General features: G+C 70.1%; 15 protein-coding genes and 2 rRNA genes. 13 read left to right on the top strand and 4 right to left on the bottom strand.

Annotated elements, in window-relative coordinates; all coding sequences use genetic code 11:
- The first annotated feature begins 102 nt into the window (after positions 1-102).
- From DMB38_RS11445 to DMB38_RS11405, 9 genes are all read left to right on the top strand, one after another.
- Positions 103-3234: ribosomal RNA gene (locus DMB38_RS11445) — 23S ribosomal RNA — on the top strand.
- Positions 3235-3332: 98 nt separating this feature from the next.
- Positions 3333-3449: ribosomal RNA gene (rrf, locus tag DMB38_RS11440) — 5S ribosomal RNA — on the top strand.
- A gap of 72 nt (positions 3450-3521) precedes the next feature.
- On the top strand, positions 3522-4625 hold the full coding sequence (gene mtnA / locus DMB38_RS11435) for an S-methyl-5-thioribose-1-phosphate isomerase (RefSeq protein ID WP_125935082.1): 1104 nt from the start codon (positions 3522-3524) through the stop codon (positions 4623-4625).
- 104 nt (positions 4626-4729) lie between these two features.
- Positions 4730-5407, top strand: a complete 678-nt coding sequence (gene mtrA / locus DMB38_RS11430) for a two-component system response regulator MtrA (RefSeq protein ID WP_018840454.1) — start codon at positions 4730-4732, stop codon at positions 5405-5407.
- A 1-nt stretch (position 5408) separates the two neighbouring features.
- Positions 5409-7436, top strand: coding sequence for an MtrAB system histidine kinase MtrB (gene mtrB / locus DMB38_RS11425; RefSeq protein WP_125935081.1), 2028 nt, complete (start codon positions 5409-5411; stop codon positions 7434-7436).
- On the top strand, positions 7423-9327 hold the full coding sequence (locus tag DMB38_RS11420; protein ID WP_240662125.1) for an LpqB family beta-propeller domain-containing protein: 1905 nt from the start codon (positions 7423-7425) through the stop codon (positions 9325-9327). Before mtrB ends, DMB38_RS11420 begins: the two co-directional genes overlap by 14 nt.
- Before the next feature lie 215 nt (positions 9328-9542).
- Positions 9543-10142 (top strand): phosphoribosyltransferase family protein, encoded by a 600-nt coding sequence (locus tag DMB38_RS11415; protein WP_125938960.1) that lies wholly within the window; start codon positions 9543-9545, stop codon positions 10140-10142.
- Between the two features lie 330 nt (positions 10143-10472).
- On the top strand, positions 10473-11192 hold the full coding sequence (raiA, locus tag DMB38_RS11410; RefSeq protein WP_125935079.1) for a ribosome-associated translation inhibitor RaiA: 720 nt from the start codon (positions 10473-10475) through the stop codon (positions 11190-11192).
- A 93-nt stretch (positions 11193-11285) separates the two neighbouring features.
- Complete coding sequence (locus DMB38_RS11405) at positions 11286-12005, top strand: response regulator transcription factor (protein WP_027773850.1); 720 nt, start codon at positions 11286-11288, stop codon at positions 12003-12005.
- A gap of 70 nt (positions 12006-12075) precedes the next feature.
- On the opposite strand, the gene DMB38_RS11400 is transcribed toward DMB38_RS11405, so the two are convergent.
- The 3 genes from DMB38_RS11400 to DMB38_RS11390 form a co-directional block, all read right to left on the bottom strand.
- Positions 12076-13275, bottom strand: coding sequence for a crosslink repair DNA glycosylase YcaQ family protein (locus tag DMB38_RS11400; protein ID WP_125935078.1), 1200 nt, complete (start codon positions 13273-13275; stop codon positions 12076-12078).
- Between the two features lie 111 nt (positions 13276-13386).
- A complete protein-coding gene (locus DMB38_RS11395) occupies positions 13387-13989 on the bottom strand; it encodes a GNAT family N-acetyltransferase (protein WP_125935077.1) in 603 nt (200 codons plus the stop codon).
- Between the two features lie 105 nt (positions 13990-14094).
- On the bottom strand, positions 14095-14697 hold the full coding sequence (locus DMB38_RS11390) for a GNAT family N-acetyltransferase (RefSeq protein ID WP_125935076.1): 603 nt from the start codon (positions 14695-14697) through the stop codon (positions 14095-14097).
- 306 nt (positions 14698-15003) lie between these two features.
- Here DMB38_RS11390 and secA point away from each other — a divergent pair, with 306 nt between their 5' ends.
- Positions 15004-17847, top strand: a complete 2844-nt coding sequence (gene secA / locus DMB38_RS11385; RefSeq protein ID WP_125935075.1) for a preprotein translocase subunit SecA — start codon at positions 15004-15006, stop codon at positions 17845-17847.
- Positions 17848-17904: 57 nt separating this feature from the next.
- Here the strand turns inward: secA and DMB38_RS11380 are convergent, their stop codons facing one another.
- Positions 17905-18507 (bottom strand): Rv3235 family protein, encoded by a 603-nt coding sequence (locus DMB38_RS11380; protein ID WP_125935074.1) that lies wholly within the window; start codon positions 18505-18507, stop codon positions 17905-17907.
- A gap of 240 nt (positions 18508-18747) precedes the next feature.
- Between DMB38_RS11380 and DMB38_RS11375 the strand changes: the two genes are divergently transcribed.
- From DMB38_RS11375 to DMB38_RS11365, 3 genes are all read left to right on the top strand, one after another.
- Positions 18748-19260, top strand: coding sequence for a hypothetical protein (locus DMB38_RS11375; RefSeq protein ID WP_125935073.1), 513 nt, complete (start codon positions 18748-18750; stop codon positions 19258-19260).
- Positions 19261-19376: 116 nt separating this feature from the next.
- A complete protein-coding gene (locus DMB38_RS11370; protein WP_125935072.1) occupies positions 19377-20030 on the top strand; it encodes an HAD family hydrolase in 654 nt (217 codons plus the stop codon).
- Between the two features lie 538 nt (positions 20031-20568).
- Complete coding sequence (locus tag DMB38_RS11365) at positions 20569-25566, top strand: NAD-glutamate dehydrogenase (RefSeq protein WP_206337677.1); 4998 nt, start codon at positions 20569-20571, stop codon at positions 25564-25566.
- The last annotated feature ends 39 nt before the right edge of the window (positions 25567-25605 follow it).

The raw sequence follows: 25605 nt of genomic DNA, 5'->3' as shown, positions 1-25605 counted from the left end.
CTGCCTGGCGCACTGTTGGGTGTCTGAGAGTACGGGCATGTGAGTGTCTGTTTCTCTTATGGGTTGTTGTTTGAGAACTGCACAGTGGACGCGAGCATCTGTGGCCAAGTTTTTAAGGGCGCATGGTGGATGCCTTGGCACCAGGAACCGATGAAGGACGTGGGAGGCCGCGATAGGCCCCGGGGAGCTGTCAACCGAGCTGTGATCCGGGGGTGTCCGAATGGGGAAACCCGGCAGTCGTCATGGGCTGTCACCCGCTGCTGAATGTATAGGCGGTGTGGAGGGAACGCGGGGAAGTGAAACATCTCAGTACCCGCAGGAAGAGAAAACAATTGTGATTCCGGGAGTAGTGGCGAGCGAAACTGGATGAGGCTAAACCGTTTGTGTGTGATACCCGGCAGGGGTTGCGCAGGCGGGGTTGTGGGAGCGAGCTTTCATGGTCTGCCGGCTGTGAGGTGAGTGATAAACCGTTGCGATAGACGAAGGGCATGCGAAAGGCCCGGCGTAGAGGGTAAGACCCCCGTAGTTGAAATCGTGATGGCTTGCTTGTTTGTTTCCCAAGTAGCACGGGGCCCGAGAAATCCCGTGTGAATCTGGCGGGACCACCCGCTAAGCCTAAATATTCCCTGGTGACCGATAGCGGATAGTACCGTGAGGGAATGGTGAAAAGTACCGCGGGAGCGGAGTGAAAGAGTACCTGAAACCGTGTGCCTACAAGCCGTGGGAGCGTCGCGTCATGCACCTTGTGTGCATGGCGTCGTGACTGCGTGCCTTTTGAAGAATGAGCCTGCGAGTTAGCGGTGTGTAGCGAGGTTAACCCGTGTGGGGTAGCCGTAGCGAAAGCGAGTCCTAGCTGGGCGTTTGAGTTGCACGCTCTAGACCCGAAGCGGGGTGATCTAGCCATGGGCAGGGTGAAGCGGCTGTAAGAGGTCGTGGAGGCCCGAACCCACCAGGGTTGAAAACCTGGGGGATGACCTGTGGTTAGGGGTGAAAGGCCAATCAAACTCCGTGATAGCTGGTTCTCCCCGAAATGCATTTAGGTGCAGCGTCGTGTGTTGCTTGCCGGAGGTAGAGCTACTGGATAGGCGATGGGCCTTACCGGGTTACTGACCTTAGCCAAACTCCGAATGCCGGTAAGTTGAGCGCGGCAGTGAGACTGCGGGGGATAAGCTCCGTGGTCGAGAGGGAAACAGCCCAGAGCATCGACTAAGGCCCCTAAGCGTATGCTAAGTGGGAAAGGATGTGGAGTCGCAGAGACAACCAGGAGGTTGGCTTAGAAGCAGCCATCCTTGAAAGAGTGCGTAATAGCTCACTGGTCAAGTGATTCCGCGCCGACAATGTAGCGGGGCTCAAGCGTACCGCCGAAGTCGTGTCAGCAGCACAGATAGCCTTAACGGGTGTGTTGTTGGGTAGGGGAGCGTCGTGTGCCGGGTGAAGCCGCACTGGAAGGTAGTGGTGGACGGTTCGCGAGTGAGAATGCAGGCATGAGTAGCGATACACACGTGGGAAACGTGTGCGCCGATTGACTAAGGGTTCCTGGGTCAAGTTGATCTGCCCAGGGTAAGTCGGGGCCTAAGGCGAGGCCGACAGGCGTAGTCGATGGATAACCGGTTGATATTCCGGTACCCGCTGTGAAGCGCCAAACATCGAATCAGGTGATGCTAAGCCCGTGAAGCCCCCCTGTTGATCCTTCGGGTGATTCGGGGTGTGGTGGAGCCGGTGATCCGAGCTTGTAGTAGGTGAGTGATGGGGTGACGCAGGAAGGTAGTCCAGCCCGGGCGGTGGTTGTCCCGGGGTAAGGGTGTGGCCCGAGAGGCAGGTAAATCCGTCTCTCATTGTGGGTGAGACCTGATGCCGAGCCGATTGTGGTGAAGTGGATGATCCTATGCTGTCGAGAAAAGCCTCTAGCGATGTTTCATGGCGGCCCGTACCCTAAACCGACTCAGGTGGTCAGGTAGAGTATACCGAGGCGTTCGGGTGAACTATGGTTAAGGAACTCGGCAAAATGCCCCCGTAACTTCGGGAGAAGGGGGGCCGCTTCCGGTGATCCGTTTTACACGGGGAGCTGGGGGTGGCCGCAGAGACCAGCGAGAAGCGACTGTTTACTAAAAACACAGGTCCGTGCGAAGCTGTAAGGCGATGTATACGGACTGACGCCTGCCCGGTGCTGGAACGTTAAGGGGACCGGTTAGTCATTCTTCGGGGTGGCGAAGCTGAGAACTTAAGCGCCAGTAAACGGCGGTGGTAACTATAACCATCCTAAGGTAGCGAAATTCCTTGTCGGGTAAGTTCCGACCTGCACGAATGGCGTAACGACTTCTCGACTGTCTCAACCATAGGCCCGGTGAAATTGCATTACGAGTAAAGATGCTCGTTTCGCGCAGCAGGACGGAAAGACCCCGGGACCTTTACTATAGCTTGATATTGGTGTTCGGTTCGGCTTGTGTAGGATAGGTGGGAGACTGTGAAGCGGCCACGCCAGTGGTTGTGGAGTCGTCGTTGAAATACCACTCTGGTCGTGTTGGATGTCTAACCTGGGTCCGTGATCCGGATCGGGGACAGTGTCTGGTGGGTAGTTTAACTGGGGCGGTTGCCTCCTAAAGGGTAACGGAGGCGCCCAAAGGTTCCCTCAGCCTGGTTGGTCATCAGGTGGTGAGTGTAAGTGCACAAGGGAGCTTGACTGCGAGACTGACGGGTCGAGCAGGTGCGAAAGCAGGGACTAGTGATCCGGCGGTGGCTTGTGGGAGCGCCGTCGCTCAACGGATAAAAGGTACCCCGGGGATAACAGGCTGATCTTCCCCAAGAGTCCATATCGACGGGATGGTTTGGCACCTCGATGTCGGCTCGTCGCATCCTGGGGCTGGAGTCGGTCCCAAGGGTTGGGCTGTTCGCCCATTAAAGCGGCACGCGAGCTGGGTTTAGAACGTCGTGAGACAGTTCGGTCCCTATCCGCTGCGCGCGTAGGAGTCTTGAGAAGGGCTGTCCCTAGTACGAGAGGACCGGGACGGACGGACCTCTGGTGTGCCAGTTGTTCTGCCAAGGGCATGGCTGGTTGGCTACGTTCGGGAGGGATAACCGCTGAAAGCATCTAAGCGGGAAGCCTGCTTCGAGATGAGGACTCCCACCCCCATGAGGGGTTAAGGCCCCCTGTAGACGACGGGGTTGATAGGCCGGATCTGGAAGCCCTGTGAGGGGTGGAGGTGACCGGTACTAATAGGCCGAGGGCTTGTCCATAGCTGCTTGCGTCCACTGTGCGGGTTCTGAAACAACAACCCCGCCCAACACAACCTGTACCGGTCTGGTGCGGGGTGTGGGGGATAGTTTCATAGTGTTTCGGTGGTCATAGCGTTGGGGAAACGCCCGGTCTCATTCCGAACCCGGAAGCTAAGCCCGACCGCGCCGATGGTACTGCATGGGGGACCGTGTGGGAGAGTAGGTCACCGCCGAACAATTCTTGGATTCAACCCCTGGGCTGTCGCCCAGGGGTTGAGTCATTTCCGGGGTCCTTGCAGACTGGGACAATGGCCGAGGAGATAGCCGCGCTTCGTTGGGAAGAGCCGTCGGACGGCAGGGACGGCCCCGCCGTCGTCCTGCTGGATCAGACGCGACTGCCCGCCGACGAGGTGGAGTTGGTCTGTGCCGACGTGCCGGCGTTGGTGCGGGCGATACAGACGCTTGCCGTGCGGGGTGCCCCCCTGCTGGGTATTGCCGGCGCGTACGGCGTTGCGTTGGCGGCCGCGCGGGGCGATGACGTCGACCAGGCCGCCTCGCTGCTGGCCGGGGCGCGGCCTACCGCCGTGAACCTGGCGTACGGCGTACGGAAGGCGCAGGACGCCCTCCGCGCCGCCCTGGAGGCCGGGGACGGTGACGCCGGGGCGGCCGGGGCCGCGCTTGCTGAGGCCCGGCGGCTGCATGCCGATGATGCGCGGGCCAGTGCGCGGATGGCCGAGCACGGGCTGAGGCTCCTCGGCGAACTGGTGCCCCAGGGCGGTTATCGCGTGCTCACGCACTGCAACACCGGCGCGCTGGTCTCCGGTGGCGGGGGTACGGCCCTGGCGGTGGTGCTCGCGGCGCACCGGTCCGGGGAGCTGCGGCGGCTGTGGGTGGACGAGACCCGGCCCCTGCTCCAGGGGGCCCGGCTGACCGCGTACGAGGCGGAACGGGCGGGGATGCCGTACACGCTGCTGACGGACAACGCCGCCGGCTCGCTCTTCGCGGACGGGCAGGTGGACGCGGTGATCCTGGGCGCGGACCGGATCGCGGCGGACGGGTCGGTGGCCAACAAGGTCGGGACGTATCCGCTGGCGGTGCTCGCCCGCTACCATCGGGTTCCGTTCCTCGTCGTCGCGCCGACGACGACGGTGGACTTCAGTACGCCGGAAGGCTCGGCCATCGAGGTGGAGCAGCGGGCCGGGGGCGAGGTCACGGAGTTCTCCGTGCCGTACGCCGCCGGGCCGGGTCCGGGACAGGCCGCGGTGACCTACGCGGTCGCACCTGCGGGTACGCAGGCGTACAACCCGGCGTTCGACGTCACCCCGCCGGAGCTGGTGACCGCTGTGGTCACGGAGCGTGGGGTGGCCTCGCCGGTGACGGGGGATTCGCTCGCGGAGCTGGTTGTGCGTTGACCGTGGGTGAATTTCAGGGGAAGAGGTGCGTTCCGGCGGTGGCCGGGGCGTGACCTGGGACACGGGATTCTCTGTATGGGATGTGTAAATGGGATGATGTCGTCATGAAGGGACGCGTTCTCGTCGTCGACGACGACACCGCACTGGCCGAGATGCTCGGCATCGTGCTGCGCGGGGAAGGCTTCGAGCCGTCATTTGTCTCGGACGGTGACAAGGCCCTTGCCGCGTTTCGCGAGTCGAAGCCCGACCTGGTGCTTCTTGACCTCATGCTGCCCGGCCGGGACGGTATCGAGGTCTGCCGCCTGATCAGGGCGGAGTCTGGTGTGCCGATCGTCATGCTGACGGCGAAGAGCGACACCGTGGACGTTGTCGTGGGCCTGGAATCCGGGGCCGACGACTACATCGTCAAGCCGTTCAAGCCCAAGGAGCTGGTGGCCCGTATCCGGGCCCGGCTGCGCCGGTCGGAGGAGCCGGTGCCGGAGCAGTTGGCGATCGGCGATCTGGTGATCGACGTCGCCGGGCATTCGGTGAAGCGCGGCGGGGAGCCGATCGCGCTGACGCCGCTGGAATTCGACCTGCTGGTGGCGCTGGCGCGCAAGCCGTGGCAGGTCTTCACGCGCGAGGTGCTGCTGGAGCAGGTCTGGGGCTATCGGCACGCCGCCGACACACGCCTCGTGAACGTCCACGTACAGCGGCTGCGCTCGAAGGTGGAGAAGGACCCGGAGAAGCCGGAGATCGTGGTGACCGTCCGCGGCGTCGGCTACAAGGCGGGACCGAGCTGACGTGTTCCGCGTGCTGCCGCGGGAAGGCGTGCCCGGTGGGCCGGTGCAGCCGTTCGTCCGGCTGTGCGTGCGCTGGGTGCGCCGCCCGTTGCACATCGCGACGAAGCTGTACCGGCGGAACATCCAGTTGCGGGTGGTCGCCACCACCCTGCTGATGTCGCTGGGCGTCGTCGTGCTGCTCGGCATCGTCGTCATCGGGCAGGTCCGCAACGGCCTGCTGGAGGCGAAGCTCGGTGCCGCGCACGGGCAGGCGCAGAGCGGCTTCGCGCAGGCGGAGATACGGGGCGCGTCGGAGGAGCCCGGCAGCGGCAGCGAGGCCACGGCGCCCGTGAACTCCGCGGAGTGGCGGGCCGCCCTGGTGGAGCAGCTCATGGGCAGCGGGCAGGGCGTGGTGTCCGTCCTCGTGATGAGTTCCAGCGTGAACAACGAGGCCACCGGCTCGTCCGACAATCCGCGCGGCTCGCTCGTCTCGGACGACACGTCGGTGGACAGCATCCCGGCCGATCTGCGCGAGAAGGTCGACCGCGGCGGCGGGTCCGGGATCTACGAGCAGTACGCGCGCGTCTGGAAGCGAGGCTCGGCCGAGAGCGAGCCCTCGCTGATCATCGGCAAGCGGCTGAACGACCCGAACAACAACCCGTACCAGCTCTACTTCGTCTTCCCCTTCACCCAGGAGGAGAAGACGCTGAGCCTGGTGAAGGGGACGCTCGCGACGGCCGGTGTCTTCGTCGTGGTGCTGCTCGGGGCCATCGCCTGGCTCGTCGTACGGCAGGTGGTCACGCCCGTGCGGATGGCCGCCGGCATCGCCGAGCGGCTGGCGGCGGGGCGGCTCCAGGAGCGGATGAAGGTCAGCGGCGAGGACGACATCGCGCGGCTCGGCCAGTCGTTCAACAAGATGGCGCAGAACCTCCAGGTGAAGATCCAGCAGCTCGAAGAGCTGTCGCGGATGCAGCGCCGCTTCGTCTCCGACGTCTCGCACGAGCTGCGCACCCCGCTGACGACCGTGCGGATGGCCGCGGACGTCATCCATGAGGCGCGCGAGGACTTCGATCCGGTGACCTCGCGCTCCGCGGAGCTGCTGCTTGATCAGTTGGACAGGTTCGAGTCGCTCCTCTCCGACCTGCTGGAGATCAGCCGCTTCGACGCGGGCGCCGCGGCGCTGGACGCCGAGCCCGTCGACTTGCGGGAGATCGTGCGGCGCGTCGTGGGCGGGGCGCAGATGCTGGCGGACGCCAAGGGCGGGCGGCTGCTCGTCAAGGGCGACGAGCGGCCGGTGATCGCGGAGGTCGACGCGCGGCGCGTGGAGCGGGTGCTGCGCAATCTGGTCGTCAACGCCGTGGAGCACGGCGAGGGCCGCGATGTCGTCGTACGCCTCGGGGCGTCGGAGAGCGCGGTCGCGGTGGCGGTGCGCGACTACGGCGTGGGGCTGAAGCCCGGCGAGGCGACGCGGGTGTTCAACCGCTTCTGGCGCGCCGATCCTGCCCGTGCCCGCACCACGGGCGGGACCGGGCTGGGGCTGTCGATCTCGCTGGAGGACGCGCGGCTGCACGGCGGCTGGCTGCAGGCGTGGGGTGAGCCGGGCGGCGGGTCGCAGTTCCGGCTGACGCTGCCGCGGACGGGCGGGGAGCCGCTGCACGGCTCGCCGGTGCCGCTGGAGCCGGAGGACTCTCGGGCGCGGCGGGCGGCGCGGAAGGCGCAGGAGCCGGGCGCGGTGAGCGTGACGAAGGTCGGCGGGTCCGCGGGCGGTGAGCTGCTGGGGACCGTACCGGCGCAGGGCGGGCGGGGGACGGCCGCCGCCGCGCGGGCGGCGGCGCCGCGGCCCGCGGCGCGGGCGGAGGCGGACCCGACGGCGCTGCCGGGCAGCGGGCGGCGGGTGAGCGGCTATGCGGGGGCGGCCGACGAGGCGCCGGCCGCCCGGGGCGAGGATGGGGCCGAGAACGGCTCTGAGGGCGCCCCTGAGGGGGGCGCAGACGGCGGTGAGGTCCCTAGTGAGGTCGGCGGCGAGGGGGAGCGCGGTGGTCGCGTCTAGGCGTACGGGAGAGGCGTCGGCGGTACGCGGGCGGGGGCGCCGGACCGCGGCCCGCGCCACGGGCGCGTACCGGCGCCGGCTGCCGGCCCGTGCGCGCCGCTACGTCACCGTCGCGCTCCTCGGCGGCTCCCTGCTCCTCGCCGGCTGCGCGTCGATGCCGGACAGCGGGGGCGTGCACCAGGTGCCGCTGTCGGAGCAGCGCGAGGATCCACGCGCGCGTACGTACGCGGAGCGGCCGGAGCCCGGCGCCAGCCCGCAGCGCATCGTGTCCGACTTCCTGGAGGCCCTGCGCAGCGACGACTACGCCACCGTCGCCAAGGCGTATCTGACGAAGAAGGCGCGCACCTGGACTCCGGGCGAGACGACGGTGCTGGCCGAGGCGCCCCGGGTGGCGGAGCAGCCGACGCCCGGGCCGAAGCAGGTGAACGGCGACACGATGACCACGGCGGTCGTCCAGCTGAGCGGCGACAAGGTCGCGTGGCTCAACGACGCGGGCACGTACACGCCGGATGAGCGGGTGTACAACCTGAACATCGAGCTGTCGAAGGAGGGCAAGTCCGGGCAGTGGCGGATCGTGGATCCGCCGCGGGGGCTGGTGATCAGCCGGGCGGACTTCGAGCGCACCTTCCAGTCGGCGTCGACGTACCACTTCACGGCGCGCAGCAGGGACACGCTGGTGGCCGACCCCGTGTACGTACGGCGGCGGATCGACCCCGTGACGGACGCGGTGCGCACGCTGCTCGACGGGCCGGGCGGGCTGATCGGCTCGGTGACGGAGACGACGTTCCCGCAGCGCACCACGCTGGCGAGGAACCAGCGGCTGGCGGTCGACGAGGAGGGCACGCTGCGGGTGCGGCTCGCGCTGGAGACGAAGCCGGGGCTGCACACGTGCGAGCGGATGGCGGCGCAGGTGCTGCACACCGCGGAGAGCCAGGAGGGCGTGCGCGTCGACAACGTGGAGCTGCTGACGGCCAGGGACACCAAGCTGTGCGACCTGAGCGCGACGGCGGGCGAGCGGTACGCGCCGGACCGGCTGGCGCGGCATCCGTCCTCGCTGTACTTCATCGACGCCAAGAACCGGCTGGTGCGGACCTCGTCGGGGCCGGACGGGGGTGAGGCCGGGCCGGCGACGGTGATCAGCCCGCTCGGCGACGGCAAGCCGGCGATCGGGTCGGCGGCGGTGGCGCGTTCGGAGAAGAAGGCGGCCGGTGTGACGGCCACGGGGCGCGCGCTGTACGTGTCGTCGCTGGACGAGTCCTCGCCGCTGGGGGAGCCGCTGCTGACCAGCGGTGCCACCGAGGCGCAGGTCGAGCGCGGCGACGGGCTGACGGCGGCGAGCTGGGACGGGCTGGGCGACCTGTGGGTGGCCGACCGGGTCGGCGGGGAGTCGCGCCTGTACTGGATGGCGGGCGGGGCCGCGGATCCGGTGCGTATCGACGTCACGGGTCTCGAGGGGCGGATCGAGGCGCTGCGGATGTCGGCGGAGGGGGCGCGGATCGCGCTGGTCGTCAGCGAGGGGTCGGAGAGCCGGCTGGTGCTGGGGGCGGTGTCGGTGAAGGACGGCGTGCCGGTGGTGGCGCAGTTGCGCGACACGGGGGCGCTGGAGGAGGTGCGGGCCGTGTCCTGGGCGGGCGAGAGCCGGCTGCTCGTCGTCGGGCGGGAGAGCGAGGGCGTGCAGCAGATGCGGCTGGTGTCGACGGACGGGTCGGTGCCGCCGGCGGCGGAGCTGGGGCAGGGGCTGACCGGGGTGACGTCGGTGGCCGCGGCGGAGGACGGTACGAAGCCGCTGGTGGCGGCGGTGGAGGACGGGATCGTGCGGCTGCCGCAGAACGCGTACTGGAAGGCGGTGCTGGGCGGCGAGGGGGGCACGGCGCCGGTCTATCCCGGGTAGGCGGGCGCGGGTTCGGCCGCCGGGTTGTCCACAGCCGGGGCGGTTGTCCACAGGGGTCGCGGGGTGTCGGTGGGCGGCGGCATGGTGGACGCATGCGGGGGACAGGGCGGGAACTGGCGGGGTTGATGCTGCCGGCCGGCTGCGCGGGATGCGGGGCGGGTCGGGGCGCGGGGTTGCTGTGCGCGGGGTGCGCCGCGGAGCTGACGGCAGGGGCGGTGCGGCGTGTGGTGCCGCGGCCCCGGCCGCGGGGGCTGCCTGTGGTGTATGCGGCGGTGGCGTATGCGGGCGCGGCGAGGTCCGCGCTGCTGGCCCACAAGGAGCGGGGCGCGCTGCGCCTGGCCCGCCCGCTGGGCACGGCCCTGGCGGCGGGGGTGCGGGTGTGCGGGGACGGCGGTGAGCGGGTGGTGCTCGTGCCGGTGCCGTCGGCGCGGGGGGCCGTGGTGCGGCGGGGGCACGATCCGGTGCGGCGGCTCGCGCTCGTGGCGGCGGAGCGGCTGCGGCGGGGCGGGATACGGGCGGAGTTGCTGCCGGTGCTGCGGCAGCGGCGGGCGGTGGCCGATCAGGCGGGGCTGAGCGCGGTGGCGCGGCAGCGGAACGTCTCGGGGGCGCTGGAGGTGGTGCGCTGTGGTGCGCTGCGGTTGCGCGCGCCCGGGTGCCGGGTGGTGCTCGTCGACGACGTGCTGACGACGGGGGCGTCCCTCGCGGAGGCGGCGCGGGCCGTGCGCGCGGCAGGCTGCCATGGCGGGCTCGCGGCGGCCGTCGTGGCCGCGCCGCGGGACGCGTTCGAAGCCGGTCGCGCGTGTCCGCCACCTTGACTGCAATCTTACGTTTCCGCAGGTAGAAACGAGGTATGAGCACCTGATCGGACCACAGTCGTCTCAGGGGGTGCCGCAGCATCTCAGGCGAGCTATGTTCGATTGTGAGGAGGCTGTGAGAACAGTGGATGGGCTGAATCCGCTGGATCCGATGGGGTGTCGATCTTGTCAGTGGGGGAGGAGGAGGTGAAAGCCGGCCCTCCGTGACCAGAGGGACCGGCGGCAGAGAACCCCGAGGCTCCGGCACGAACCGGGGCCCGAGCGCACCAAGGGACCGGCTTCGCCCGTCAGCTCAGCGGTACGCGGAGCCGTTCCAGAACGGAGTTCTGCGTGGACATCGTCGTCAAGGGCCGCAAGACCGAGGTTCCCGAGCGGTTTCGTCGGCATGTGGCCGAGAAGCTGAAGCTGGACAAGATCCAGAAGTTCGACGGCAAGGTGATGAGCCTTGATGTCGAGGTGTCCAAGGAGCACAACCCGCGGCTGGCCGACCGCTGCGACCGGGTGGAGATCACAGTTCACTCCCGGGGGCCCGTGGTGCGCGCCGAGGCGGCCGCGGCCGACCCGTACGCAGCCCTGGACCTGGCGACGGCCAAGCTGGAGGCGAGGCTGCGCAAGCAGCACGACAAGCGCAAGACCAGGCGGCCCGGGAAGGACCGCCGGACGGCCGCGGAGGTGGGCGAGGTCGTCGCGCACGCGGCGCAGCTCACCGACGACGGGGAGCTGATGACCCCGTCGATGGAGACGATCGCGGAGGGCGAGCCGCTGGAGAGCGGCTCCCGGCTCCACCGCCGCGGCCCGCTGGAGGTGGACGGCGACGGCCCGCTCGTGGTGCGGGAGAAGACCCACGCCGCCCCGCCGATGACGCTGGACCAGGCGCTCTACGAGATGGAACTCGTGGGGCACGACTTCTATCTCTTCGTCGACTCCGACAAGAAACTGCCCAGCGTTGTCTATCGCAGGCACGCATATGACTATGGCGTGATCCACCTCGACCCGTATCTGATCGAGGAGTCGCTGCCCGACGGTGCAGGGGGCGCCCTGGGCGGCTGAAAGGCGACGGTAGGCGGGCGGCGGGGGCGTCACCCCGCCGCCCGGTCGTGAAATCATGTGCGCGCACGGCAATGTCGGTGCCTGGGGGCAAGCGTGGCGGAGTTCGAGCTGAGCGGAGCTGGTGAGCCGAAGGCGACGGTCGGTCCCCGGGAGGAGCCGATTCGCGTCCTCGTCGTGGACGACCATGAGCTCTTCCGCCGCGGCTTGGAGATCGTCCTCGCGCAGGAGGAGGACATTCAGGTCGTCGGCGAGGCGGGCGACGGCGCCGAGGCCGTGGACAAGGCCGCCGATCTCCTTCCCGACATCGTGCTGATGGACATCCGGATGCCGCGGCGCAGCGGCATCGAGGCGTGCACGGCCATCAAGGAAGTCGCCCCCAGCGCGAAGATCATCATGCTGACGATCAGCGACGAGGAAGCCGACCTCTACGACGCGATCAAGGCGGGCGCGACCGGCTATCTGCTCAAGGAGATCTCCACCGACGAGGTCTCCACCGCGATCCGCGCCGTGGCGGACGGGCAGTCGCAGATCAGCCCGTCGATGGCGTCGAAGCTGCTGACCGAGTTCAAGTCGATGATCCAGCGCACCGACGAGCGGCGGCTCGTGCCGGCGCCACGGCTGACCGACCGCGAGCTGGAAGTGCTCAAGCTCGTGGCCACCGGGATGAACAACCGCGACATCGCCAAAGAGCTGTTCATCAGCGAGAACACGGTGAAAAACCACGTGCGCAACATCCTGGAGAAGCTGCAGTTGCACTCCCGGATGGAAGCCGTGGTCTACGCGATGCGCGAGAAGATCCTCGAAATCCGCTGACGCCAACGGGCGCCGAGGCGGCGCCCGGACCTGCGCGCCCATGGTGCCGCGGGGCCCGGCGGCCGGGGCTTCAGCCCGCGGCCACGGCCTTCTCCGCCGCCCGCGCGAGCGGCGTGTGCAGCTCAGGCGGGCTGACCCGCTCCACCCGCACCGACTGCGCGCCGACCCAGGTCGCCGCCTCCGCGAGCGCCGCCGCCGTGGGCTCCACCGCCTTCGCAGGCGTGACGCCGTTCGGCCGGTCCGCGCCGAGCGTCACCTGGCGCGCGACGAGCGTGTTCCCTTCGCGCCCGGGGTCGACCCGGCCGACGAGCCTGCCGCCGGCGAGCACCGGCATGGCGAAATACCCGTGTATCCGCTGGGGCTTCGGCACGTACGCCTCCAGCCGGTGCGTCAGTCCGAAGATCCGCTCCGTCCGCGGCCGGTCCCAGATCAGGGAGTCGAACGGGGAGAGCAGCGTCGTCCTGTGCCGCCCCCGCGGGGCGTCTGCCAGCGCCTCCGGGTCGGCCCACGCCGGCTTGCCCCACCCCTCGACCTCCACCTCGACCAGCTCCGTGTCCCCCACGACGGCGGCGACCTGCTCGCCCTTGAGACGGTGATAATCAGCCAGGTCCGCGCGCGTGGCCACGCCGAGGGCCCGGCCCGCCTGGGCGACGAGCCGGCGCATGCACTCCTCGTCCGGCACATCGTCGTGGAACAGGGCGTCCGGGACCGCGCGCTCCGCCAGGTCGTAGACCCGCTTCCAGCCCCGCCGGGCCGTGACGACGACCTCGCCGGCGTCGAGCAGCGTCTCCACCGCGATCTTCGTCTCCGACCAGTCCCACCACGGGCCGCCCTTCTTCGCCCCGCCCAGATCCGTGGAGGTCAGCGGCCCTTCGGCGCGCAGCCGGTCCACGACGGCGGCGCGGGAGCCCTCCGGGTCCTGCAGCCGGTGCCAGCGGTAGCCGCGGGCGCGGCGATCCCGGCGGCGGAAGGCGAACAGCGGCCACTCCTCGATGGGGAGGACGCAGGCCGCATGCGACCAGTACTCGAACGCGGTCGTCCCCGACCAGTACGCCGACTCCACGGCCTCGCGGCCGATGGCGCCCAGGCGTGCGTACGGCACCAGTTCGTGGGACCGGGCGAGCACCGAGATCGTGTCCAACTGCACCGCGCCCAGCCGCCGCAGGACCCCGCGGGCACCTGCGCGGCGGTCGGGCGCGCCGAGCAGCCCCTGGGCGCGCAGGGCGATACGGCGGGCGTCGTCGGCGGAGAGAGACACGTTCGTGGTCATGCCGGCGAGCGTAGAGGCTGCCACTGACAACCCCGTCCGGGAGCCCTGTCCGGCGCCCCGGCCTGCGCGGCCGCCCTGCCTGCCCCGGCGCCCGGCCCGCCCGCCTGCGGGTCAGCCCGCCGTCCGCGCCGGGTACGTCGCAGGAGCCCCGTACGGCACCTGCGGCGCCAGGCCCAGGTCCGACGGCAGCAGGGATGCCACCCAGGCGTCCCGCCGCACGCCCCGGTGGATGAGCCGTGAGCGCAGCACGCCCTCCATCGTGAAGCCGGCCTTGCGCGCCACCGACCGCGACCCCTCGTTCCCCACCTGCGCCAGCCACTCCAGCCGGTCCGCGCCCAGATCCGTGAACGCCCAGCGGGCCAGGGCCGCCACCGCCTCGCCCGCATACCCGTGCCCGCGGTGCGCGGGGGCGGTCCAGAAGCCGACCGAGCGGACCCGCTCCTCCGGCCCGGCCGTCCGCCCGACGCCCGCCGAGCCCACCAGCGCGCCGCTCTCCAGGTCGGTGAGAACCAGGTCGTACTGCCGGTCCTCGCGCCAGCCGGCGGGGATGATCTTCAGTACATACTCCTCCGCGTGCTCCCGCTCGTAGGGCGACGGGACCGGCAGCCAGCGCTGGATGCCGGGGTCCTGGCAGGCGGCCAGGACGGCGTCGACGTCACCGGGCTCCGCGGGGCGGAGCAGCAGGCGCTCGGTGACCAGCGTGATCGGGTCCATGGGGGAGATTGTCCGCTTCCCGGGCGGGCCGCGCCAGCAGCACAGTTGGACACCCTGTGCGCTTTCGGACACTCACGGCTATGGCTGCGTCCGCTACTGCGGCGACTACTGCGGCGGCTGTTGCGGCTGTGCCGGCAGATACGGCAGCCGCGACTCCAGACCCAGGTCCGAGGGGAGCAGCGACCCCACCCAGGCGTCGCGCCGCGTGCCGTGGTTGACGAACCACGAGCGCAGCGTGCCCTCCATCGTGAACCCCGCCCGGAGCGCCACCGCCCGCGACGGCTCGTTGCCCACCTCGGCGAACCACTCCACCCGGTCGATGCCGACCTCCGTGAACGCCCACCGCACCACGGCCGCCACCGCCTCCGCCGTGTACCCCCGCCGCCGCTGCTCCGGCGCCGTCCAGTACCCGAGCTCCGCGACCCGCTCCGCGTGCCGCGACGGCGTGAATCCGACGAGCCCCATCGAGCCCACCAGCGCCCCGCCGTCGCGGGTGAAGACGCCGAAGCTGTACATGGTGTCCTCGCGCCAGCCCGCCGGGCCGACCTTGAGGACGAAGTCCTCCGCGTGCCCGCGCCCGTACGGCGACGGTACGCGCGTCCAGCGCTGCACGTCCGGGTCCTGGCAGGCGGCCAGGACGGCGTCGATGTCGCCGGCTTCCATGGGCCGCAGCAGCAGCCGGTCGGTGTCCAGTGTGACGGGTTCCATCCACGGATTCTCCGCCCGCGCCCCCCACCCCGCCACGGCTTTTCCGCCCCGCCACCCCCGCGTGCACCCGCCCGTCACGGCGGCCTCTCGCGTCCTTTGCGGCACTTTCCGCGGGGTTCGGACGTTGACACGTACGGTGACGGCACCTAACGTCCCTGGGCTGGACCTCCCGGGGCGCCCGCGTCCTCGCATACGATGGCCGGTGCGGCCGTGGGCTCCGCGAGGCCCGAGAGGAGCCCCAGAGGACAGGGGCCGCACCAGCGCACCCGACCGTGCCAGGCCCGACCGGCAAGGAGCCAGCCCAAAGTGTCCGTCTTCGGAAAGATCATGCGCGCAGGAGAAGGAAAGATCCTGCGCAAGCTCAGCCGCATCGCGGACCAGGTCAACTCCATCGAAGAGGACTTCACCAACCTCTCCGATGCCGAGCTGCGCGCACTGACCGAGGAATACAAGCAGCGCTACGAGGACGGCGAGTCCCTCGACGACATCCTGCCCGAGGCGTTCGCCACCGTGCGCGAGGCGGCCCACCGCATCCTCGGCGAGCGACACTACGACGTCCAGATCATGGGCGGCGCGGCGCTGCACGAGGGCTACGTGGCCGAGATGAAGACCGGTGAGGGCAAGACCCTGGTCGGCACCCTGCCCGCGTATCTGAACGCGATCTCCGGCAAGGGCGTGCACATCGTCACGGTCAACGACTACCTCGCCCAGCGCGACTCCGAGTGGATGGGCCGCGTCCACCGCTTCCTGGGCCTGTCGGTCGGCTGCATCCTCGCCAACATGCCGCCGGCGCAGCGCCGCGAGCAGTACAAGTGCGACATCACCTACGGGACGAACAACGAGTTCGGCTTCGACTACCTGCGCGACAACATGGCGTGGTCGAAGGACGAGCTGGTGCAGCGCGGCCACAACTTCGCGATCGTCGACGAGGTCGACTCCATCCTCATCGACGAGGCCCGTACGCCGCTGATCATCTCCGGCCCCGCCGACCAGGCCACCAAGTGGTACGCCGACTTCGCCAAGCTCGTCACCCGGCTCTCCAAGGGCGAGCCGGGCGACCCGCGCCTGGGCAAGCAGGAGACCGGCGACTACGACGTGGACGAGAAGAAGCGGACCGTCGCCATCCATGAGGCGGGCGTCGCCAAGGTGGAGAACTACCTCGGCATCGACAACCTCTACGAGTCCGTGAACACGCCCCTGGTCGGCTATCTCAACAACGCCATCAAGGCCAAGGAGCTCTTCAAGAAGGACAAGGACTACGTCGTCATGAACGGCGAAGTCATGATCGTCGACGAGCACACGGGCCGTATCCTCGCCGGACGCCGCTACAACGAGGGCATGCACCAGGCGATCGAGGCCAAAGAGGGCGTCGACATCAAGGACGAGAACCAGACGCTCGCCACGATCACCCTGCAGAACTTCTTCCGCCTCTACAAGCGCCACGACCGCGACGGCAAGGAACTGCCGGGCCTGGCCGGCATGACCGGTACGGCCATGACCGAGGCCGCCGAGTTCCAGCAGATCTACAAGCTCGGCGTGGTGCCCATCCCCACCAACCGGCCGCTGGCGCGCATGGACCAGTCCGACCTGATCTACCGGACCGAAGAGGCGAAGTTCAACGCGGTCGTCGACGACATCGAGGAGAAGTACAAGAAGGGCCAGCCGGTGCTGGTCGGCACGACCTCGGTGGAGAAGTCCGAGTACCTCTCGCAGCAGCTCAGCAAGCGCGGCGTGCAGCACGAGGTGCTCAACGCCAAGCAGCACGACCGCGAGGCCATCATCGTCGCCCAGGCCGGCCGCCGGGGCGCGATCACCGTCGCCACGAACATGGCCGGCCGCGGCACCGACATCAAGCTCGGCGGCAATCCCGACGACCTCGCCGAGGCCGACCTGCGCCAGCAGGGCCTGGACCCGGTCGAGCACGCCGAGCAGTGGGCGGCGGCGCTGCCGGCCGCGCTGGAGAAGGCGGAGGCGGCGGTGAAGGCCGAGTACGAGGAGGTCAAGGACCTCGGCGGGCTGTACGTGCTGGGCACCGAGCGGCACGAGTCGCGGCGCATCGACAACCAGTTGCGCGGCCGCTCCGGCCGCCAGGGCGACCCCGGCGAGTCCCGCTTCTACCTCTCCCTCGGCGATGACCTGATGCGGCTCTTCAAGGCGCAGTTGGTGGAGCGCGTCATGTCGATGGCCAACGTGCCGGACGACGTGCCGATCGAGAACAAGATGGTCACCCGCGCCATCGCCTCCGCCCAGTCGCAGGTCGAGCAGCAGAACTTCGAGACGCGCAAGAACGTCCTGAAGTACGACGAGGTGATGAACCGCCAGCGCGAGGTCATCTACGGCGAGCGCAAGCGGGTGCTGGAGGGCGAGGACCTGCACGAGCAGGTGCGTCACTTCATGGACGACACCATCGACGCCTACATCCAGGCCGAGACCGTCGAGGGCTTTGCCGAGGAGTGGGATCTCGACCGGCTGTGGCGGGCCTTCAAGCAGCTCTACCCCGTCTCCGTGACGGTCGAGGAGCTGGAGGAGGCCGCGGGCGACCGGGCGGGCATCACGCCCGAGTTCATCGAGGACATGATCAAGGAGGACGTGCGCGCGCAGTACGAGAAGCGCGAGGAGCAGCTCGGCTCGGAGATCATGCGCGAGCTGGAGCGCCGGGTCGTGCTGTCGGTGCTGGACCGCAAGTGGCGTGAGCACCTCTACGAGATGGATTACCTCCAGGAGGGCATCCAGCTCCGCGCGATGGCGCAGAAGGACCCGCTGGTGGAGTTCCAGCGCGAGGGCTTCGACATGTTCAACGCCATGATGGACGGCATCAAGGAGGAGTCCGTCGGCTACCTGTTCAACCTGGAGGTCCAGGTCGAGCAGCAGGTCGAGGAGGTCCCGGTGCAGGACGCGGCGCCCGCCGACGCCGCGCCGCAGGACGCGACCCCGGCCCCGGCGATCCTCGCCAAGGGCCTCGACCAGCCGCAGCGCCCCGACCGGCTGCACTTCTCCGCCCCCACGGCGGAGGGCGGCGTCGAGGAGGGCGAGCTGGCCACCGACGGCGCCCAGTCCGCCACCGCCGGCGGCTCGGGCGACGGCCGCACCCGTGCGGAGCGCCGCCGGGCCCAGAAGGGCGGCTCGAAGGGCAAGCGGCGCAAGAAGTGATGCCGTAGTACGTCACCGCACGGCGGGGCCGGTCCGGAAGGACCGGCCCCGCCGTCGTCATGCGCGGTCCCGCTCCGGGCCCGGGGCCATCTCGACCGCAGCGCAGCGCCAGCGGTGGTCGGGGCCCAGTTCCAGGCGGAAGGCCAGGGCGCGGAGCCGGTCGCCCACGGCGATACGGGCGAAGCCCTCGATGGCGTCGGGTGCGGGGCGGCAGTAGCCGCAGGCCCGCAGCTCCGGGCGGGGCCCGTCGCGCAGGGGCAGGTCGTCGGCGAACGCGGCGAGTTGGTCGTAGGCGCGGCCGGTGGTGTGGCCGAGGAGCCAGTGCATCGGCCGCTGGCCGCTGAGCGCGAGCATCAGCCGTTCGGCGAACCACTCGTGCGGGCGCAGCTCCCCCGCCGGGTGGCGCGCGGGCGGACGCCCGGGGCGCCGGGTGTCGCGCCGGTTCGGCGGTGCGGTGCGGCCGTGGGGCCGCCGGGGTTTCGCCCGCGGCGGCCGGCGGGCGGGGTTCCGGCCGCGTGCCGCGTCGTACGGCGACCCGGGCGCCGGTTCGTGTGAGGGGCCGGCCGCGGTGCCCCCGGTTCGTTCGTTCCCGGTCGCCGTGCCGGCGGCCGGCTCGTTCCGCTCCGGCCCGCCTTCGGGCCGGGTGCGTGTGGTCGTCACGCTGTCACCCCCGTGATGCGTGTGGTTCGCGATGCCCGAAGGTCTACAGGCGCCGCTCGCCACCCCGCAACGTCCGCCGCCCCTCGCCGGACCGCCGGAGGATTCACCGATCCAGGTGACCCGCCCGCTCCGGCGCCCGGCCGTGGCCCGTCCCGCCTGCGACGGGCGTCGCACACGGTGCCGTCGCCACGGGCCCGGGCAACCCACTCGGACGGGGGACCGCCGCCGTATAGTTCGCCCATGCGCGTGTACGTCCCCCTGACCCTGCCCGGCCTGGCGCGGGCGCACGAGGCCGGTGAGCTGGGCCCGGCGCCGCTGGTGGCCTACGCCGTGACCCCGGCGCTGCGCGAGTGGTACGTCTCGGACAACCTCGAAGAGCTGGAGTACGCGGCCCTCACCCGCGCCGCCCAGGCGTCGCTGCGGCTGCTGGCGATCGCCCCCGCTCCCGGTGCCCCGCCGCGCCGGGTCGTGGTCGCGGTGGAGCTGCCCGAGGGCGCCGCCGCGGCCGACCCCGATCGGGGGATGGACCCGGCCGCGATCGGCGAGGTGCGGGTCGCGGCGGCCGTGCCGCTGAAGCTGGCGGCGGCGGTGCACGTGGACGCGGACGACGCGGCGGCGGACGTCGCGGCGGCGGTGGCCGCGCTGGGCGCCGCGGACGCCGGGGACGACGACGCGCGGTTCACGGTCGACGGCGCGGAGGACCACGAGCTGCTCTGGTACGGCGTACAGGAGATCGGGAACCTCGTCGGCTGAGCCGCCGAACCGCCCGGGGGACCGGGCCGACCGGACGGCGGACGCGAACGGGACGGCCGGGGCCGCCAGCGCGGCTCTCCGGCCCGGTTGTCAGACCGGCCGGTTACCGTTCTGGGGTGCGTACACACCTCGTCTGGGACTGGAACGGCACTCTCTTCCACGACATCCACGCGGTGATCGAGGCGACGAACGCCTCCTTCACCGAGCTGGGCCTGCCGCCGATCACGCTGGAGCGCTATCGCGAGCTGTACTGCGTTCCGGTGCCGCGGTTCTACGAGCGGCTGATGGGCCGGCTGCCGACGGCGGAGGAGTGGGAGATCATGGACGAGACCTTCCACCGGCACTACTGGGTGCGCGCCGAGGAGGCCGCCCTCGCCGACGGCGCGGCGGAGCTGCTGGCGCAGCGGCGGGCCGCGGGGCAGACGCAGTCGCTGTGCTCCCTCGCGCCGCACGAGCAACTGCTGCCGATAGTGCGTTCGCACGGCATCGCGGACCACTTCGTCCGGATCGACGGCCGCACCGGCCCGTCCGACAGCGGGAAGGCGACGCACATGGTGCGCCACCTCGGCGCGCTCCAGGGCATAGACCCGGCCCGTACGGTCGTGATCGGGGACGCGGTGGACGACGCCGTGGCCGCGCGGCACGCGGGGGTACGGGCCGTGCTCTACACCGGCGGTTCGCACAGCCGCGCGAGCCTGGAGGCCGCGGGCGTCCCGGTGGTCGACAGCCTGGCGGAGGCGGTCGCGGCGGCGGACGAACTGGCGGCGTAACACGCCCCGGGCGGCCCGTCCGGCACCGGGTTCCACCCCTCGCTCGTACGCTCCGATGGTGACGTTCGCCACCTCCCGGCCCACCGGACTCCACAGCGCCATACGGAAGGCTTTAGTCCAGGTGAAGGACGCTCCGCAGGCTGGAGAAGCTGTGCGGATCGTCAAAGAACGGGGGCTGCGTTTGTACACATTCGGCCGTGGACGGCGCCTGGCCCCAAGGGGATAGCCTGGTGGGCGTGATCAGCCCGATATCTCATGGGGGCGACGGAGGCGGGGCCCGCGGGGCCACCACCGCGCCCCTCCCGGCGTCGGTCGGCGCCGGGGACCCCGACCGGGGGACGGCTGATCGGCGAAACCGGTGCCGCCGCCCGATGATGGCCGGAAGCGGACCGGTGCGTTTCCCGTTCCGGCACGATGCCGCGCAGGGCCCGGAGGCATCCGGGCCGCGGTGCCGTGCCCGCTCGTCAGCAAGGGCCGGGGAACACTCCCGGCCCACAAGAACCGTCACGCAACGGCGCGCGACAGGAGCCTGAGGACCATGCAGATCAAGCTGGCTGAAGCCAAGAACGAGCTGCTCGCGCGCGCCGCGCGGGTGGACGGGACGGGTGAGGGGGGATTGCCTCCCGAGACCCTCGACGCGTACCTCCAGCGCTATTACCTGCATACCGCGCCCGAGGATCTGCTCGGCCGTGACCCGGTCGATGTCTTCGGCGCCGCGCTCTCCCACTACCGCCTGGCCCAGAACCGCCCGCAGGGCACCGCCAACGTGCGCGTGCACACGCCCACGGTCGAGGAGAACGGCTGGACGTCCAGTCACAGCGTCGTTGAGGTAGTAACGGACGATATGCCGTTTTTGGTGGACTCTGTCACCAATGAGCTGTCTCGTCAGGGGCGCGGCATTCATCTGGTGATCCACCCGCAGATCGTCGTCCGCCGGGACGTCACCGGCAAGCTGCTGGAGGTCCTGGACGCCGGCCGCGACCCGAACGCCTCGCCGCCGTACGCCCGCGGCCTCGAAGACCTGCCGCACGACGCCGTCATCGAGTCCTGGATCCACGTCGAGATCGACCGGGAGTCCGACCGCGCGGACCTCAAGCAGATCACCGCCGATCTGATGCGCGTGCTCTCCGACGCCCGCGAGGCCGTCGAGGACTGGCAGAAGATGCGCGACTCCGCCCTGCGCATCGCCGACGACCTCGACGAGGAGCCGCTGCCGGACGACATGCCCACGCAGGAGGTCGAGGAGGCCAGGGAGCTGCTGCGCTGGCTCGCCGCCGACCACTTCACCTTCCTGGGCTACCGGGAGTACCGCCTGACGGTCAACAGCGACGGCGAGGAGCTGACCGCAGTCCCCGGCACCGGCCTCGGCATCCTCCGCGCGGACCCGTCGCACGCCGCGTTCGCCAAGGACGACGGCAAGCCGCAGCCCGCCTCCGAGTCCTTCCACCGGCTGCCCGCCGACGTCCGCGCCAAGGCCCGCGAGCACCGCATGCTGGTCCTCACCAAGGCCAACAGCCGCGCCACCGTGCACCGCCCGGCCTACCTCGACTACATCGGTGTGAAGAAGTTCGACGCCGAAGGCAACGTCGTCGGCGAGCGGCGCTTCCTCGGCCTCTTCTCCTCCGCCGCGTACACCGAGTCCGTACGCCGCGTGCCCGTCGTCCGCCGCAAGGTCGCCGAGGTCCTCAGCCGGGCCGGCTTCACGCCCAACAGCCACGACGGCCGCGACCTGCTGCAGATCCTGGAGACGTACCCGCGCGACGAGCTGTTCCAGATCCCCGTCGCGGAGCTGCAGTCCATCGTCATCAGCGTGCTGTACCTCCAGGAGCGCCGCCGGCTGCGGCTGTTCCTCCGGCAGGAGGAGTACGGGCGCTACTATTCGGCGCTCGTCTACCTGCCGCGCGACCGCTACACCACCTCCGTGCGGCTGCGGCTCGTCGACATCCTCAAGGAGGAGCTGGGCGGCACCTCCGTCGACTTCACCGCCTGGAACACCGAGTCGGTCCTGTCCCGGCTGCACTTCGTCGTCCGCGTCGACCCCGGCACCGGGCTGCGCGAGCTGACCGAGACCGACGTCCACCGCATCGAGAACCGCCTCGCGGACGCCTCCCGCTCCTGGAACGACGGCTTCACCGAGGCGCTGGTCGCCGAGTTCGGCGAGGAGCGCGCCGCCGAGCTGGCGCACCGCTACGCCGGCGCCTTCCCGGAGGGCTACAAGGAGGACTTCGCGCCCCGCGCCGCCGTCTCCGACCTCCAGCACTTCGAGAAGCTCAGCTCGCGCGGCGGCACCGCCGAGTTCGCCCTCAGCCTCTACGAGCCGGTGGGCGCCGCGCCCAACGAGCGCCGGCTGAAGGTGTACGGGGCGGGCGCGCCCTTCTCGCTCACCCGCGTGCTGCCCGTGCTGCACAACCTCGGCGTCGAGGTCACCGAGGAGCGGCCGTACGTGCTGCGCTGCGGCGGCGGCGTCACCGACGCGTGGGTCTCGGACTTCGGGCTGCAGTTCCCGCCGTCGCAGAACGGCGGCGGCCTGGAGGTCGGCGAGGACGCGCGCGAGCGCTTCCAGGAGACGTTCGCCGCGGTGTGGAACGGCGAGGCGGAGGACGACGGGCTCAACTCCCTCGTACCCGTCGCCGGGCTGACGTGGCGGCAGGCGATGGTGCTGCGCGCGTACGCCCGCTATCTCCGCCAGGCCGGCTCGAAGTTCAGCCCGGCGTACATGGAGGACACCCTCCGGACCAACGTGCACACCACCCGGCTGCTGGTGAGCCTCTTCGAGGCGCGCATGGCGCCGGAGCGGCAGCACGCCGGGCGGGAGCTGACGGACGGCATCCTGGAGGAGCTGAACGGCGCGCTGGACCAGGTGGCCTCGCTCGACGAGGACCGCATCCTGCGCTCGTTCCTCACCGCCATCCAGGCCACGCTGCGGACCAACTACTTCCAGCACGACGGCGACGGGAAGTCCTGGCACTCGTACCTGTCGCTGAAGCTCGACCCGCAGGCCATCCCCGGCCTCCCCGAGCCGCGCCCCGAGTACGAGATCTGGGTGTACTCACCGCGCGTCGAGGGCGTGCACCTGCGCTTCGGCAAGGTCGCGCGCGGCGGGCTGCGCTGGTCCGACCGGCGCGAGGACTTCCGCACCGAGATCCTGGGCCTGGTGAAGGCGCAGGAGGTGAAGAACACCGTCATCGTCCCGGCCGGCGCCAAGGGCGGCTTCGTCGGCAAGCGGCTGCCGGACCCGTCGGCGGACCGGGACGCCTGGCTGGCCGAAGGCATCGCCTGCTACAAGACGTTCATCTACGGCATGCTCGACATCACCGACAACCTCGTCGGCGGCGAGGTCGTGCACCCCAAGAACGTCGTCCGGCACGACGAGGACGACACGTACCTGGTCGTCGCCGCCGACAAGGGCACCGCGACCTTCTCCGACATCGCCAACGAGGTCGCCGTCTCGTACGACTTCTGGCTCGGCGACGCGTTCGCCTCCGGCGGCTCCGCGGGCTACGACCACAAGGGCATGGGCATCACCGCCCGCGGCGCCTGGGAGTCGGTGAAGCGGCACTTCCGCGAGCTGGGCGTGGACTGCCAGACGGAGGACTTCACCGCCGTCGGCATCGGAGACATGTCGGGTGACGTCTTCGGCAACGGGATGCTGCTCAGCGAGCACACCCGGCTGATCGCCGCGTTCGACCACCGGCACATCATCGTCGATCCCGACCCGGACCCGGCCGTCTCCTACGCCGAGCGCCGCCGGCTCTTCGAGCTGCCGCGCTCCTCCTGGGAGGACTACGACACCCGCAAGCTCTCCGAGGGCGGCGGGGTGTTCTCCCGCAAGGCCAAGGCGATCCCGGTGAACGCGAAGATGCGCCGGGCGCTCGGCATCCGTGACGGCGCCGCGAAGATGACGCCCGCCGAGCTGATGAAGGCGATCCTCCAGGCGCCGGTCGACCTGCTGTGGAACGGCGGCATCGGCACGTACGTGAAGTCCTCGGCGGAGGCCCAGGCCGACGCGGGCGACCGGGCGAACGACGCGATCCGGGTGGACGGCGCCGACGTACGGGCGCGGATCGTCGGCGAGGGCGGCAACCTCGGGCTGACGCAGCTCGGCCGGATCGAGTTCGCGCGGTTCGGCGGCCCGGACGGCAAGGGCGGCAAGATCAACACCGACGCGATCGACAACAGCGCGGGTGTGGACACGTCCGACCACGAAGTGAACATCAAGATCCTGCTCAACCAGGTCATCGGCGACGGCGACATGACCGTCAAGCAGCGCAACAAGCTGCTGGGGGAGATGACCGACGAGGTCGCCGCGCTGGTGCTGCGCAACAACTACGCGCAGAACACCGCCCTGGCCAACGCCGTCGCGCAGGCCCCCAGCCTGCTCCAGGCCCACCACCGGTACATGCGCAAGCTGAGCAAGGAGGGCGCGCTCGACCGCGACCTGGAGTTCCTGCCCGGCGAGAAGCAGGTGCGCGAGCGCCTCACCGCGGGTCTGGGCCTCACCCAGCCCGAGCTGGCGGTGCTGCTGGGCTACACGAAGATCACCACGGCGGAGGACCTGGTCGCCACCGGGCTGCCCGACGACCCGTACCTGGAGCGGCTGCTCTTCGCGTACTTCCCGCAGCCGCTGCGCGACCGCTTCCCCGACCAGATCCGGGCGCACGCGCTGCGCCGCGAGATCGTCACCACCGTGCTGGTCAACGACACGGTCAACACCGGCGGTACGACGTTCGTGCACCGGCTGAAGGAGGAGACGGGCGCGTCGACCGAGGAGATCGTACGGGCGCACACCGCGGCCCGCGCGATCTTCCACCTCGGCGACTTCTGGGACGAGGTCGAGACCCTCGACAACGTCATCGCCGCCGACGTCCAGACCCGTATCCGGCTGCACTCCCGCCGGCTGGTCGAGCGCGCCACCCGCTGGCTGCTCAACAACCGGCCGCAGCCCCTGCAACTGAGCGAGACGATCGACTTCTTCAGCGAGCGCATCGGGCAGGTCTGGGCGGCGCTGCCGAAGCTGCTGCGCGGCACCGACCTGGAGTGGTACGAGCGCAACCAGAACGAGCTGACCGACAACGGCGTCCCGGCCGAGCTGGCGCAGCGGGTCGCCACGTTCTCGGCGGCGTTCCCGGCGATGGACATCGTGGCCGTCGCCGACCGCACCGGCCACGAGCCGCTGGACGTCGCGGAGGTGTACTACGACCTCGGCGACCGGCTGCACATCAGCAACCTGATGGACCGCATCGTGGAGCTGCCGCGGGCCGACCGGTGGCAGTCCATGGCCCGCGCGGCGATCCGCGAGGACCTGTACGCGGCGCACGCGCTGCTCACCGCGGCGGTGCTGTCGGCGGAGCCGGAGGCGGAGGGCGAGGCGATCACGCCGGAGCTGCGATTCAAGACCTGGGAGGCGAAGAACGCCGCGATCCTGGGGCGGGCGCGCAGCACGCTGGAGGAGATCCAGGGATCGGAGTCGTTCGACCTGGCGAACCTGTCGGTGGCGATGCGGACCATGCGCACGCTGCTGCGGACGAACCGGTAGGAGGGCGGCGGCGCGGGGCGTTGCTCGAAGTCCGGGGCG

The organism is Streptomyces sp. WAC 06738 (assembly GCF_003945505.1).
Taxonomy (GTDB): domain Bacteria; phylum Actinomycetota; class Actinomycetes; order Streptomycetales; family Streptomycetaceae; genus Streptomyces.
This window is presented reverse-complemented; position numbering and strand designations above follow the sequence as displayed.

Coding starts and splice junctions, on each gene's coding strand:
- mtnA (WP_125935082.1), top strand. CDS start 3,522: ATGGCCGAGGAGATAGCCGCGCTTCGTTGGGAAGAGCCGTCGGACGGC.
- mtrA (WP_018840454.1), top strand. CDS start 4,730: ATGAAGGGACGCGTTCTCGTCGTCGACGACGACACCGCACTGGCCGAG.
- DMB38_RS11400 (WP_125935078.1), bottom strand. CDS start 13,275: ATGACCACGAACGTGTCTCTCTCCGCCGACGACGCCCGCCGTATCGCC.
- DMB38_RS11395 (WP_125935077.1), bottom strand. CDS start 13,989: ATGGACCCGATCACGCTGGTCACCGAGCGCCTGCTGCTCCGCCCCGCG.
- DMB38_RS11390 (WP_125935076.1), bottom strand. CDS start 14,697: ATGGAACCCGTCACACTGGACACCGACCGGCTGCTGCTGCGGCCCATG.
- DMB38_RS11375 (WP_125935073.1), top strand. CDS start 18,748: ATGCGCGTGTACGTCCCCCTGACCCTGCCCGGCCTGGCGCGGGCGCAC.
- DMB38_RS11365 (WP_206337677.1), top strand. CDS start 20,569: ATGCAGATCAAGCTGGCTGAAGCCAAGAACGAGCTGCTCGCGCGCGCC.